The organism is Streptomyces sp. NPDC002232 (assembly GCF_042890295.1).
In the GTDB taxonomy this organism is placed as follows: Bacteria; Actinomycetota; Actinomycetes; order Streptomycetales; family Streptomycetaceae; genus Streptomyces.
This window is the reverse complement of sequence record NZ_JBIARV010000008.1, coordinates 176,461-188,865: the sequence shown is the minus strand read 5'-3', so window position 1 is coordinate 188,865 and position 12,405 is coordinate 176,461. Positions and strand designations below refer to the sequence as shown.

Below are 12,405 nucleotides of genomic sequence, written 5' to 3'. Positions count from 1 at the left end.
CATGGGGAGCCGGCCCGACGGCGTGAGCGGTTCGTCGTCAGGTGCAGAGGTGGGGCTGCGGAGGCCGGTGCCTCCGGTGCTTCAGGCGCCGAGTGAGGGGAGCACGACGGCGTCGAAGTAGGCGCTGAGGAAGGCGCGGTCGACCGGCTGATCCTCGATCAGGGGGCGGGCGATGAACGCGCCGATCAGCATGTGCGGGACGAGCTTGAGCGCCGGGTTCCCGGCGTCGATCTCCCCCCTGCGGACCGCTCGTTGCAGCACTTCGTCGAGGCCGTTCATCTCGGGTTCGATGAGCAGCTCGCGCAGCGCGCGGTGCAGTTCGGGGTGGGTGTGGACGGCATGGGCGAGACCCCGCATCAGCGCGGCGTCCTTGTCCATCTGGCAGTCGTCCGTGAGGGCGAGCATCTCCTGGATGTCGCCCCGCAGGGATCCGGTGTCGATGTCGGCGATGTCGACCGGCTTGTTGTGCCGCATGGCCCGGGCGACCAGCTCGGGCTTGCTCCCCCACTGGCGGTAGAGGGTGGCCTTGCTGGAGTGGGTGCGGGCGGCGACGGCGTCCATGGTGAGGGCGTCGTAGCCGACCTCGCGGAGGAGGTCGAGCACGGCCGCGTACAGCTCGGACTCCCGCTCGGGAGTGAGTCTGCTGCGTGCCATGGCCGGGGCTCCGATCCGAACGAAACGGTTTCGTACACCACAACGATATACCCAGCCCCCCAGCGAAACGAAACCGTTTCGTACGTGTCCTGGGCCACACTCCCGCGGACGTCCGCATGCGTGTACGAGTTGCCGCGCCCCCTCCGCGCGGAAAGCATGAACGGGTGAGTGACGACGTCGCGTATCTCCGCTTTCCGCACCTCCACGAGGACCTGCTGTGCTTCGCCGCCGAGGACGACCTGTGGCTCGCCCCGCTCGTCCCCGAGGGCCACCGCCCCGGCCGGGCCTGGCGCCTCACCGTCGACCGGACCCGGGTCGGCCACCCGCGCTTCTCGCCGGACGGGCGCCACATCGCCTACACGAACTGGCGCAGCCTCGACCCCGAGATCCACCTCGTCCCCATCGACGGCGGCCCCGCCCGGCGCCTCACCCACTGGGGCTCCACCGACACCCGGGTCTGCGGCTGGACGCCCCCCGACAAGGACGGCCGCTCCGACATCCTCGCCGTCTCCTCGCACGGGCAGCCCTTCTCGTACTACTCCTGGGCCTACACCGTCCCCACCGACGGCTCCCCCGGCCTCCGCCTGCCCTGGGGCCCCGTCTCGGACATAGCGGTCACCGACGACACCACGATCACCGGACAGGACGGCGAGCGCCGCAGCCTCCTCCTCACCGGGAAGCCGCCGCACGAACCGGCCGCCTGGAAGCGCTACCTGGGCGGCGCCACCGGCCGCCTCTGGCTCCACGGGGAACGCCTGCTGCCCGGCATCGGCGGCCACCTCGACGCCCCCATGGCCGTCGGCGGGCGCGTCGCCTTCCTCTCCGACCACGAGGGCGTCGGCAACCTCTACTCCTGCCGGCCCGACGGCACCGACCTGCGCCGCCACACCGACCACGACGACTTCTACGCCCGGCATGCCTCCACGGACGGACACCGGGTCGTCTACCAGTGCGCGGGCGACCTGTGGGTCGTCGACGCCCTCACCGCCGACTCCCGCCCCCGCAGGCTGGCGGTCCGCCTCGGCGGTCAGCGCGTCGGCCGGCGCTCCTACCAGGTGCCGGCCGCCCACCACGTCGACGCGGTCTCCGTCGACGAGACGGGCCGGGCCTCCGCCGTCTCCGTGCGCGGCAGCCTGTACTGGCTGACGCACCGCGACGGTCCCGCCCGCACCATCATCGACACCCCCGGCGTCCGGGTCCGGCTGCCCGAGATGCTCGGCAGCGGCGGCCAGGTCGCGTACGTCACCGACGCCGAGGGCGAGGACGCCGTCGAGGTCGCCTACCTGCCGCGCGCCAGCGGCGACCGGCCGCCCCGCCGACTCGCCTCGGGCGACCTCGGCCGCGTCGAGGAGCTGGTGTCCGACCCGGACGGCGAGCGGCTCGCGATCGCCTCCCACGACGGCCGGCTCCTCCTCCTCGACGCGACCGAGGAGTCCAACGGCGAGGTCACCGAGCTGATCCGGTCCGTCAACGGGCCCGTCCGCGACCTGGCCTTCTCCCCCGACGGCGACTGGCTGACCTGGTCCCACCCGGGCATCGGCCGCTCCCTGCGCTCCATCAAGATGGCCCGGATCTCCGGCCCCGGCGCCCGCACCGTCGTCGACGTCACCAACGGCCGCTTCGAGGACGAGAACCCGGTCTTCACCCGGGACGGCCGCTACCTCGCCTTCCTCTCCTGGCGGGGCTTCGACCCGGTGTACGACGTGCACACCGGCGACCTGTCCTTCCCGCTCGGCTGCCGCCCCTACCTCGTCCCGCTCTCCTCCGCCACGCCGTCCCCGTTCGCGCTGCTTCCCGACGGGCGGCCGGCGGCCGGCGGGCTCGACCCCGCCGACGACGACACGGAGGCCGCCGACGGCACCGTCACCGTCGAGATCGAGGGCCTGTCCGACCGCGTCACGCCCTTCCCGGTCTCCGCCTCCAAGTACTCGGCGCTGCACCCCGTCAGCGGCGGCGGCCTGGTCTGGCTGCGCTGGCCGATCTCGGGCGCGCTCGGCGAGACCTTCGCCAACCCGACCGACACCTCGGGCAAGCCCACCCTGGAGCACTTCTCCATCACCAAGGCCCGCAAGAGCGAACTCGCCAAGGACCTCGACTGGTTCGCGGTCAGCGGCGACGGCACCCGGCTCGTCGTCGCCGACGACTTCGAACTGCGGGCCGTGCCCGCCACCGAGTCCGGCGACGGCGACTCCACCGTCTACCTGGACCTGCGGCGCATCCTGCACGAGATCGACCCGGGCGCCGAGTGGCGCCAGGCCTTCGACGAGGCCGGCCGGATCGTCCGCGCCTACTTCTGGGAGCCCGGCATGGGCGGGGTCGACTGGACGGCCGTCCTCGACCAGTACCGGCCCCTCGTCGAACGGGTCGCGTCCCCCGACGAGTTCGCCGACCTGCTCCGCGAGGTCATGGGCGAACTGGGCACCTCGCACGCCTACGTCACCCCCGCCCGCCGCAACGAGGGCCCGCCGCACTACCAGCGGCCGATGGGCCTGCTCGGGGTCAACCTCGTGCCCCGCGAGGCCGGCTGGACGGTCCGCCGCATCCTCCCCGGCGACTCCTCCGACTCCAAGGCCCGCTCCCCGCTCGCCGGCACCGGCATCCGCGAGGGCGCCGTCCTCACCCACGTCGACGGCCGGCCCGTGGACCCGGTCGCCGGGCCCTACCCGCTGCTCTCCGGCACCGGCGGCACCACCGTCGAGCTCACCTTCACCCCCGCCGAGGGCGAGGGCCGGGCCCGCCGCGTCGCCGTCGTCCCGCTCGTCGACGAACGGCCCCTGCGCTACCAGGACTGGGTCGCCAAACGGCGCGCGGTGGTACGGGAGATCAGCGGCGGCCGCTGCGGCTACCTGCACATCCCCGACATGGGCGGCTCCGGCTGGGCCCAGTTCAACCGCGACCTGCGGATGGAGGTCTCCCGGCCGGCCCTCATCGTCGACGTGCGAGGCAACGCCGGCGGCAACATCAGCGAACTCGTCGTGGAGAAGCTGACCCGCAAGATCCTGGGCTGGGACCTCACGCGGAACGCCCAGCCCGTCAGCTACGCCTCCAACGCCCCGCGCGGCCCCGTGGTCGCCCTCGCCGACGAGGCCACCTCCTCCGACGGCGACATGATCACCGCCGCCTTCAAGCTCCTCGGCCTCGGCCCGGTCGTCGGGCAGCGCACCTGGGGCGGGGTCGTCGGCATGACCGGCCGCCACCGGCTCGGCGACGGCACCCAGATCACGGTCCCGATGAACGCGGCCTGGTTCCCCGAGTACGGCTGGTCCCTGGAGAACCACGGCGTCGAACCCGACCTGGCGGTCCTGCGCACCCCCCTCGACTGGGCCGAGGGCCGGCACGCCCAGCTCGACGACGCGGTCCACGTCGCCCTCGCCCTGCTCGACGAGACCCCGGCGGCGAGCCCCCCGGGCTACGAGTCCCTCCCGGACCGCTCCCGCCCGAAACTGCCGCCGCGGCCCGAGGGCTAGGGCGTGTCGTCACACTCCCGTCGTCGCACGGAGGGCAGACGGGAGTTCGACGACACGCCCTAGCGCTCCCTAGGAGGTCAGCGCGAGGTCCAGCTCGTAGGCGGTGCCGGGCGCGCCGCCGTCGAGCGTGACGCTCCCGACCGCGCCGAACCCGACCCGGCCGAGCACGGTCCTCGACCCCGCGTTGTCGAGGGTCGTGGCGGCGGTGAGCCGGCTGAGCCCGTACTCCTCGCGGGCCAGCCGGCACAGCTCCCGCACCCCGGCCGTCGCCACCCCGCGCCCGGTGGCCCGCTCGGCCACCCGGTAGCCGAGCTCGGCGCTCCCGTCGGCGACGTCCACCAGGTTGAACCGGCCGATGACCTCCCCGCCCTCCGCCACCAGGACGTGGAAGACGATCGCGCCGGTCTCCTGCTCGTCGAGCAGCGCCCGGTGCCGCTCGGCGAAGGCGTCGAAGTAGGCGTCCCCCCGGTCGGGCACGCGCGCGGCGAAGTAGGCCCGGTTCTCCCGCTCGAAGAGGAGCAGGGCGGGTGCGTGATCGGGGCGGAGTCGCTCGAGTACGGCCATGCCGATCACGGTACGAAGATCCGGGCGCGGGCGCGCGGGAGATACCGGACGAGATCCGAATCCGGGCACGGCCACCGGACGGGCCCGAAGGCGAGGGCCGGGGGCCGGGCGCGGGCCGAGGTCCGGGCGCGGGAAGGGATCGGGCGCGGGAAGGGATCCGGGCGCGGCAGGGACCCGGCGCCGGACGCGCGCGAAGACCCGGGCGCGCGAAGGACCCGGGGCCGGACGCGCGCGAAGGCGCACCCGGCGTCCCGGGTGCGCCTTCGTCAAGGACGGGCCGACGTCAGGCGTCGTAGTCCTGGTTCATGCGGTCCTGGGCCTCCTGCTGGGCCCGGCGGGTGTCCTCCTCGGAGCGGCCCCGGCCCTGGGAGGCGCGCTCGGACGCCTCGTCCTTGGCCTTGCCCGAGGCCTGCCTGGCCTGCTCCTTGAGCTGATCCGCCTTGTCCTTGAACTGGTCCTTCATGCCCATGAGGGTTCACTCCTAGAGGGGTGTGAGGGGCCGGGGGCGATGTGCCCCGCGGGCCTCGACCAGCCTTGCACGGGCGCAGATTCCACGCATTTCGATCAGTGACGGACGGCTACCGGGCGGCCGACTCCGGCCCGACAGCCGTCCCGTGCGCCGCTACCGCGCCGCCGGGCCCTCCGCCCGCGCCTGCTCGTCGGCCGCGCCCCCCGCGCCCACCAGACCCTTGGAGACCGAGCTCAGGCGGGGCTCGAAGCGCCGCATCTCGCGCTTGCCGACCGTGGCGATCACCCCGGGCAGGTAGCCGCGGACCGACTGCATCCCGCGCAGCCACCACTGCGCGTACACATGGGCCGAGCGCCGCTCGATGCCGGCCACGATCCGGTCGACGGCCGGACCGAGCGAATAGGTGCGGTTCGAGGGCCACGGCAGCCGCTGCCGCAGCTCCTTCATCACGTCGTCCTGGTCCGCGCCCCGCACCATGTCCGTGTCGGTCCAGGACAGGTAACCGACGCCCACCTTCACGCCCTTGTACGCGACCTCGGCGCGCAGACTGTGCGCGAAGGCCTCGACGCCCGACTTGGAGGCGCAGTACGCCGTCATCATCGGGGCCGGGGTGATGGCCGCGAGCGAGGCGATCTGGAGGAAGTACCCCCGGGACTCCATGAGGACCGGCAGGAACGCCCGTCCGGTCACCGCCCCGCCGATCAGGTTGACCTCGATGACCCGCCGCCAGGCGGCCGGATCGGAGTCGACGAACGGACCGCCCGACGCGACACCGGCGTTGGCGACGACGATGTCGACCTTCCCGAACCGTTCCTTCACCTCGGCGGCCACCCGGGCCATCGCCTCGTGGTCGGTGACGTCGGCGTGCCACCAGTCGGCCTCGGTGTGCAGCCGCCCGGCGACCTCCTTCAGCTGCTCCGGCTCCAGGCCGACGAGCGCGATCCGCGCGCCGCGCGCGGACAGCTTGCGGGCGAGGAGCTCCCCGACCCCCCGGGCCCCGCCGGTGACGACCGCGACCTGTCCTTCCAGGCTCACCCTGCTCATGCCTGCTTCTCCTTCTCCTGGTCCCCGGACTTCACGCCCAGGTACGTGAGGGTCAGTTCACGGATCTGCGCGGTGACGGCCTCGGGGGCCTCCACCGGCGTCATGTGGCCCATGCCGGCCAGCTCGACGAGTCCCGTGCAGTGCGGCAGCGCCTCCGCCATCCCCCGCGCGTGGACGGCAGGGGTGAGCCGGTCGGCGGTGCCGACGAGCACGGCCACCGGCAGCCGCAGCTCCCGCAGTCCCGCCTCCAGGTCGAGTCCGGCCAGGACGTGCGACCAGCCGTGCCGGGCGCCGCGCGGGCAGGCGTGCACGATCCGGGCACAGGCCTCGACCCGCTCGGGCGCCGAACCCGGTCCCATCGTCGCGTACTTCAGGACCTTCTTCGAGACGGCGTTCACCGGGCCGAGCGGGGCCTTCGAGCCGAGGACGGCCGCGGTCAGCCGGCTGCGCAGGCCGCCGGGCCGCAGCGGTACGACGGTGGCCTCGGCGGTCAGCCGCGAGGGCCCGGTGGAGCAGAGCAGGACGGCGGCGGCGTGCTCCCGGAACCCGGGCCGCCCGGCCGCGGCCATGACCGTCATGCCGCCCATGGAGTGTCCGGCCAGGACGGCCCGCTCGCCGGGGCCGAGGGTCGCCGCGAGCACCGCCTCCAGGTCGTCGGCGAGCGCCGTCGTGGAGTAGCCGGCGCCCCGGTCGGCGGCCGGCGCCGGGGACCTGCCGTGGCCGCGCTGGTCGTAGGCGATGACCCGGTGGTCGGCGGCGAGCGCCCGTATCTGCTCGGCCCAGAAGGCGATCGAGCAGGTCCAGCCGTGGGCGAGGACGACGGCGGGCGCGCCCTCGGGGCCGTACACCTCGACGTGGACCGGAGTGCCGTCGGCGGAGACGGCGGTGAGCGCGCGGGGCGCGGGCAGGCTGTGGAGCGTCACTTGGCGGTCTCCTTCTTCTTCCGGGCGGTGGGGGCCTGGGGCGCCGGCGCGGGCTTGGGCGCCCGGATCACCTCGTACTCGGAGAGGTCGACCTGCCGGGTCTCGCGCCGGAACTCGGCGGTGGTGCCGGGCCACAGGGTGGTGTTGCGGCCGTTCGCGTCGAGGTACCAGCTGTCGCAGCCGCCGGCCTTCCACACGGTGCGCTCCATCCGGGACTGGACCTTGCGGTTCCAGGCGCCGACGGCGGAGGGGCGGACGGCGAGGGCGGCCCGGCCGCCGAGCACCTTGAGCTGGCGGAGGTAGTCGGCCAGGTAGTTCAGCTGGGACTCGATCATGAGGATCATCGAGGAGTTCCCGAGGCCGGTGTTCGGCCCGATGATCATCATGAGGTTGGGGAAGCCGCCCGCGGTGGCGCCGCGCAGCACCTGGACCCCGTCCTTCCAGGACTCGGCGAGCGTGTGGCCCTCGGCGCCGACGATCCGGTCGGCGATCGGGATGTCGGTGACGTGGAAGCCGGTGCCGAAGACGATCGCGTCGACCTCGGTCTCGGTGCCGTCGGCGGCGACCACGGTCGAGCCGCGGACCTCGCGCAGGCCGGAGGCGACGACGTCCACGTTCGGCCGGGCGAGCGCCGGATAGTACGTGTTGGAGAGCAGGATCCGCTTGCAGCCGATGCGGTACGAGGGCGTGAGCTTGGCCCGCAGCTCCGGGTCCTTGATGGAGCGCGCGATGTTCGCCTTGGCGAGCCTCTCGACCAGGCCGAGCTCGCCCGGGTGCTTGGTGAAGGCGCCGACCTGGAGCTCGCGGATGCCCCAGAGGATGCCCCGGCGCAGGGTCGCCGTGGCGGGGAGCGCGCGGTGGAGCCAGCGCTCGGGGGCGCTGATCGAGCGGTCCATGCGGGGCATGACCCAGGGGGGCGTGCGCTGGAAGAGGGTGAGGCGGCCGACCTCGCGCTGGATCTCGGGCACGATCTGGATGGCGGAGGCGCCGGTGCCGACCATGGCGACGCGCTTGCCGCGCAGGTCGTAGTCGTGGTCCCAGCGGGCCGAGTGGAAGACCTTGCCGGGGAAGTCGGCGAGGCCCGGGATGTCGGGGATCCTCGGGTCCGAGAGCGGCCCGGCGGCGGCGACGAGGACCTCGGCGCTGAAGGTGCCGCCGCTGGTCTCGATCTCCCAGCGCAGGGTGTCGGCGTCCCAGCGGGCCTTCAGCATCTCGTGGCCGAGGCGGAGGTGGGGGCGGATCCCGAAGGTGTCGGTGACGTGCTCCAGGTAGGCGCGGATGTGGCGCTGCCCGGAGAAGGTCCTGGGCCAGTCGGGGTTGGGCGCGAAGGAGAAGGAGTAGAGGTGGGACGGGACGTCGCAGGCGCAGCCGGGATAGCTGTTGTCGCGCCAGGCGCCTCCCACGGAGTCGGCCCGCTCCAGGACGACGAAGTCGGTGACCCCCTCGCGGCGGAGCCGGACGGCGGCCCCGATGCCGCCGAATCCCGACCCGATCACCGCCACCTTGACCTGCTCGTGCTTCGCCATGCCGCCTCCCGTGCGCCCGGCCACGATTACGCCAGCAATCACTGGCACAGTCGGGACTGTAGAGCAGCTCCCTACCGAGCGGTAGGGGTACGACGAGGGAAAGTTACCGGCGGTACAACATAGGCTGGCGGGTGTGGCAGAAGGATCACGTCCCGAGACGGGCGCACAGGAAGGCCCACCCGAGGTCCCGGGCGACACCAGGAACGGGGCGCCGGGCGGTGCCCCGCACCCCGGCCCACGCCGGACGACGAGCGGCACCACGGGCGGGACGCCGGGCGGCACATCGGGCGGGACGCCGGACCGCGGCCCGCACCGGACACCCGGCGGCGCTGCGGAAGGAACGCCCGCCGTCGCCGCGCCCCCCGCCTCCGCGCCCACCGTCACCACGGACGGCGCCGCCCCCGCGCACCGCGAGTACCGCATGGAGGAGCTCGCCTCCACCGCCGGCATCACCGTGCGCACCCTGCGCTTCTACCGCGAGCGCGGCCTGATCCCGCCGCCCCGCCGCGAGGGCCGCATCGCCTGGTACGACGACGGCCACCTGGCCCGGCTCCGCACCATCGCCGCCCTCCTGGAGCGGGGCCACACCCTCAACGGCATCGCCGACCTCACCACCGCCTTCGAGAGCGGCCGCAACGTCCGCGAGGTCCTCGCGCTCCCCGCCCCCTCCGAGGAGGAGCCGGTCCGCCTCACCCCCGAGGAGCTCGCCGACCACTTCGCCGGCGAGGTCACCGCCGAGAACCTGGCGGCCGCCCTCGACCTCGGCTACCTCGTCACCGACGGCGAGGAGATCATCCACATCAGCCGCCGGCTGCTCGACGTCTCCGCCGCCCTGGTCCGGGAGGGCGTCCCGCTCGCCGAGGTCCTCAAGGCGGGCAGCCGCGTCCGCGAGCACGCCGACGCACTCGCCGCGCTCTTCACCGAGCTCCTGCGCACCCACGCGCAGGGCGACGACCTGTGGCGGCTGCGCCCGCTCGCCAAGAGCGTCGTCGAGGCCGAGCTGTCGATGGCCCTGGACCGGCGCCTGGGCGAGGCCCCCGGGACGTCCTCGTGACCGCCCGCCAGGTCCGGCCCCGTCCGGGCGCGGGAGCCGGCTACCTCTCGTAGACGGCGGTCACGGGGGCGTGGTCGCTCCAGCGCTCCTCGTGCGTGGCGGCGCGCTCGACGTGGGCCTTGACGGCCCTGGCAGCGAGTCCGGGGGTGGCCATCTGGTAGTCGATGCGCCAGCCGCTGTCGTTGTCGAAGGCGCGCCCCCGGTAGGACCACCAGGAGTAGGGCCCGTCCTGGTCGGGGTGGAGCTCCCGCACGACGTCGACGTAGCCGCCGTCGCCCTCGTCGAGGACCCTCCCGAGCCACTCCCGCTCCTCGGGCAGGAAGCCGGCGTTCTTCCGGTTGGCCTTCCAGTTCTTGAGGTCGGCCTCGCGGTGGGCGATGTTCCAGTCGCCGCAGACGACGACCTCGCGTCCGTCGGCGGCCGCGCGGGCCCGGAGGTCCTTGAGGTAGGGCAGGAACTCGCCCATGAACCGGTACTTCTCGTCCTGGCGCTCGGTGCCGACCTCGCCGGAGGGCAGGTAGAGGCTGGCGACGGTCACACCGGGCAGGTCGGCCTCGACGTACCGGCCGCTGGTGTCGAACTCGGCGGAGCCGAAGCCGACGCGGACGGCGTCGGGCTCGCGCCGGGTGTAGAGCGACACTCCGGCGCGCCCCTTGGCGGCGGCGGGGGCGTGCACGGTGAACCAGCCCTCGGGGCTGCGCACCTCCTCGGGCAGCTGCGCCTCCTCGGCGCGGACCTCCTGGAGGCAGACGGCGTCGGCGGAGGTGGCCGCCAGCCACTCGACGAAGCCCTTCTTGGCTGCGGCGCGGAGACCATTGACATTCACGGACGTCACAGTGAGCATCCCGGGAGAATACCGACACCACCCCCATGCACACATATACACTTCACCGTATGAACATCCAGCCCACGCCTTATGACCACCCCGACGCCGTCAAGCTCGAAGACGCGGTCCAGGCGGAGTACGCCGTCCGCTACGACGACGAGGGCGATGTCACACCGCTGGACGCCGGAATGTTCGTCCCGCCGCGCGGTCTCTACCTCCTCGTGTACGACCCCGAGGGCCGCCCGGTCGCCTCGGGCGGCTGGCGCACCCAGGACGCGAACGACGAGGGCTACGCGGACGGCGACGCCGAGCTGAAGCGCATGTACGTGGTCCCCGAGGCCCGCGGCCTGGGCCTGGCCCGCCGCGTCCTCGCGGCCCTGGAGGCCGACGCCCGTGCCGCCGGCCGCACCCGCATGGTCCTGGAGACCGGCACCGCCCAGCCGGAGGCGATAGCCCTCTACACCTCCAGCGGCTACACCCCCTGCGCGAAGTTCGGCCACTACCGCGACTACCCCAACAGCCGCTGCTTCGCGAAGCCCCTGACCTGACGCACCGTCGGGCCCGCGCCCTGGAGCGCGGGCCGACCGGCCGAGTCCGGGAAAGCAGAAATCCCGCCCGATCTTTCGATCGGACGGGATTCCCGTGTCTGTGGACCTGTGGGGATTTGAACCCCAGACCCCCTCGATGCGAACGAGGTGCGCTACCAGACTGCGCCACAGGCCCTTGCGACGTGTGAAACATTAGCATCCCGATCGGGAAGAACAAAAATCGCTTCCCCCGCAGGTCAGCCGGGGGCCCTCGCGGCCCCCGGCCGGGGTCATTCGTTGGCCGCCCGGGGGCGGTCGTCGTCCGCGTACTGGTCGAAGAGCGGGGTGCGGCCGGGCCGGGGCTGCGGGGTGCGCTGCCGGGGCGCCGGGGACGGGGCCGGAGCCGGGTCGGCGACGGTCGAGGAGCGGGCCGCGCTCCAGGTCTCCGGGTCCGTGATGTCGATGCCGCTCGTGGCGCGCGGGGCGACCGGGGCGGTGACGTACGTGGGGAGCGGCACCGGGACCGGGTCCCAGCTGTCGCCCCGGGCCGGGCCGCGCTCGCGCTGCTGGTCCACCCACTCCGCGTGGTCGGTCTGCTCGACCAGGGCCCGCCGGTCCGCCTCCTGCGGGGAGAGCGCCGGGGCCATCGGGGCCGCGTCGGCCTCGGGCTCCGGCGTCGGGGCCGGGCGCCGGCTCTCGCGCAGACGGGCGGCGGCGGCCTCGGCGCGGCGCCGGTCCATCACGTACACGAAGCGCCGTCGCTCCTGGACCCGCAGGTGCACGATGTACGCGCTGAGGAGCAGCGCGGGGACCGCGGGCGCCCACAGGAAGGGGACGCCGCCGACGGCCGCGACCACCGCGCCGAGGGTGAACACGGCGAAGAGGAGGGTGGTGACCCGGCGGCGCCGCGCGAGGACCTTGCCTCTGCGGGCCCGCTCGGCGGCGCCCGGTGCGGGGCGGTGCGGGGCGGGGTGTGCCGGGGCCGGGTGCGGGGCCGGTTCAGGATCGGGCTCCGGGAGTTCCAGGCGCGCTTCCGTCCTGGCCGCGGGCGCGGAGAAGGCCCGGACGTCGACCGAGCTGAGATGCTCGGTCTCCGCGTCCGGGTCCACGTCGGGCGTCGGTCCCTCCGCCGTACGGTCCCGCTGCTTCAGCTCCCTGGCGTACCGGCGCTCCATGCCCGCCCGTCCGGAAAGCAGCCGGATGGCGGTGCTGAAGCGTTCCGTCGGACGGGCTTCGTTCAACTCGTCCTGCCTGCGGAGCCACATCGGCACCAAGTAGGCGGCCCAGGCCCCGACGATGACTGCGTAGATGAGGCCGCTGCTGCTCACGCCTCACACGGTAGAGGGGTTCT

At 73.7% G+C, this 12,405-nt stretch carries 11 protein-coding genes and 1 tRNA gene; 3 read left to right on the top strand and 9 right to left on the bottom strand.

What is annotated here, in order from left to right:
- Window positions 1-81: 81 nt before the first annotated feature.
- Window positions 82-654, bottom strand: a complete 573-nt coding sequence (locus tag ACFYXU_RS34730; protein ID WP_329853216.1) for a TetR/AcrR family transcriptional regulator — start codon at window positions 652-654, stop codon at window positions 82-84.
- Window positions 655-818: 164 nt separating this feature from the next.
- Between ACFYXU_RS34730 and ACFYXU_RS34725 the strand changes: the two genes are divergently transcribed.
- Window positions 819-4,121: a S41 family peptidase gene (locus ACFYXU_RS34725; RefSeq protein WP_389408824.1), complete on the top strand. Its 3,303-nt coding sequence runs from the start codon at window positions 819-821 to the stop codon at window positions 4,119-4,121.
- Between the two features lie 69 nt (window positions 4,122-4,190).
- On the opposite strand, the gene ACFYXU_RS34720 is transcribed toward ACFYXU_RS34725, so the two are convergent.
- From ACFYXU_RS34720 to ACFYXU_RS34700, 5 genes are all read right to left on the bottom strand, one after another.
- Window positions 4,191-4,685, bottom strand: a complete 495-nt coding sequence (locus ACFYXU_RS34720) for a GNAT family N-acetyltransferase (protein ID WP_376508314.1) — start codon at window positions 4,683-4,685, stop codon at window positions 4,191-4,193.
- Between the two features lie 283 nt (window positions 4,686-4,968).
- Window positions 4,969-5,154 carry a hypothetical protein gene (locus ACFYXU_RS34715; protein ID WP_389408825.1) on the bottom strand — a complete coding sequence of 62 codons (186 nt, stop codon included), beginning with the start codon at window positions 5,152-5,154 and terminating at the stop codon, window positions 4,969-4,971.
- 153 nt (window positions 5,155-5,307) lie between these two features.
- Window positions 5,308-6,198 (bottom strand): SDR family oxidoreductase, encoded by an 891-nt coding sequence (locus ACFYXU_RS34710; protein WP_389461587.1) that lies wholly within the window; start codon window positions 6,196-6,198, stop codon window positions 5,308-5,310.
- Window positions 6,195-7,121, bottom strand: coding sequence for an alpha/beta fold hydrolase (locus tag ACFYXU_RS34705; RefSeq protein ID WP_384561966.1), 927 nt, complete (start codon window positions 7,119-7,121; stop codon window positions 6,195-6,197). Before ACFYXU_RS34705 ends, ACFYXU_RS34710 begins: the two co-directional genes overlap by 4 nt.
- Window positions 7,118-8,647 carry a flavin-containing monooxygenase gene (locus ACFYXU_RS34700; RefSeq protein ID WP_376508316.1) on the bottom strand — a complete coding sequence of 510 codons (1,530 nt, stop codon included), beginning with the start codon at window positions 8,645-8,647 and terminating at the stop codon, window positions 7,118-7,120. Before ACFYXU_RS34700 ends, ACFYXU_RS34705 begins: the two co-directional genes overlap by 4 nt.
- A gap of 421 nt (window positions 8,648-9,068) precedes the next feature.
- Between ACFYXU_RS34700 and ACFYXU_RS34695 the strand changes: the two genes are divergently transcribed.
- Complete coding sequence (locus ACFYXU_RS34695) at window positions 9,069-9,701, top strand: MerR family transcriptional regulator (protein ID WP_389461700.1); 633 nt, start codon at window positions 9,069-9,071, stop codon at window positions 9,699-9,701.
- 40 nt (window positions 9,702-9,741) lie between these two features.
- Here the strand turns inward: ACFYXU_RS34695 and ACFYXU_RS34690 are convergent, their stop codons facing one another.
- A complete protein-coding gene (locus ACFYXU_RS34690) occupies window positions 9,742-10,545 on the bottom strand; it encodes an exodeoxyribonuclease III (protein WP_329853208.1) in 804 nt (267 codons plus the stop codon).
- A 50-nt stretch (window positions 10,546-10,595) separates the two neighbouring features.
- On the opposite strand from ACFYXU_RS34690, the gene ACFYXU_RS34685 reads away from it, so the two are divergent.
- A complete protein-coding gene (locus tag ACFYXU_RS34685) occupies window positions 10,596-11,075 on the top strand; it encodes a GNAT family N-acetyltransferase (RefSeq protein ID WP_361394702.1) in 480 nt (159 codons plus the stop codon).
- A 101-nt stretch (window positions 11,076-11,176) separates the two neighbouring features.
- On the opposite strand, the gene ACFYXU_RS34680 is transcribed toward ACFYXU_RS34685, so the two are convergent.
- Both ACFYXU_RS34680 and glpR read right to left on the bottom strand, forming a co-directional pair.
- A tRNA-Ala gene (locus ACFYXU_RS34680) sits at window positions 11,177-11,250 on the bottom strand.
- Between the two features lie 94 nt (window positions 11,251-11,344).
- Window positions 11,345-12,382 (bottom strand): gephyrin-like molybdotransferase receptor GlpR, encoded by a 1,038-nt coding sequence (glpR, locus tag ACFYXU_RS34675; RefSeq protein ID WP_329853204.1) that lies wholly within the window; start codon window positions 12,380-12,382, stop codon window positions 11,345-11,347.
- Window positions 12,383-12,405 lie beyond the last annotated feature (23 nt).

Excerpts from the sequence above, each read along its gene's own strand:
- ACFYXU_RS34730 (WP_329853216.1), bottom strand. The coding sequence starts at position 654 with ATGGCACGCAGCAGACTCACTCCCGAGCGGGAGTCCGAGCTGTACGCG.
- ACFYXU_RS34720 (WP_376508314.1), bottom strand. The coding sequence starts at position 4,685 with ATGGCCGTACTCGAGCGACTCCGCCCCGATCACGCACCCGCCCTGCTC.
- ACFYXU_RS34715 (WP_389408825.1), bottom strand. The coding sequence starts at position 5,154 with ATGGGCATGAAGGACCAGTTCAAGGACAAGGCGGATCAGCTCAAGGAG.
- ACFYXU_RS34710 (WP_389461587.1), bottom strand. The coding sequence starts at position 6,198 with ATGAGCAGGGTGAGCCTGGAAGGACAGGTCGCGGTCGTCACCGGCGGG.
- ACFYXU_RS34700 (WP_376508316.1), bottom strand. The coding sequence starts at position 8,647 with ATGGCGAAGCACGAGCAGGTCAAGGTGGCGGTGATCGGGTCGGGATTC.
- ACFYXU_RS34695 (WP_389461700.1), top strand. The coding sequence starts at position 9,069 with ATGGAGGAGCTCGCCTCCACCGCCGGCATCACCGTGCGCACCCTGCGC.
- ACFYXU_RS34690 (WP_329853208.1), bottom strand. The coding sequence starts at position 10,545 with ATGCTCACTGTGACGTCCGTGAATGTCAATGGTCTCCGCGCCGCAGCC.
- ACFYXU_RS34685 (WP_361394702.1), top strand. The coding sequence starts at position 10,596 with ATGAACATCCAGCCCACGCCTTATGACCACCCCGACGCCGTCAAGCTC.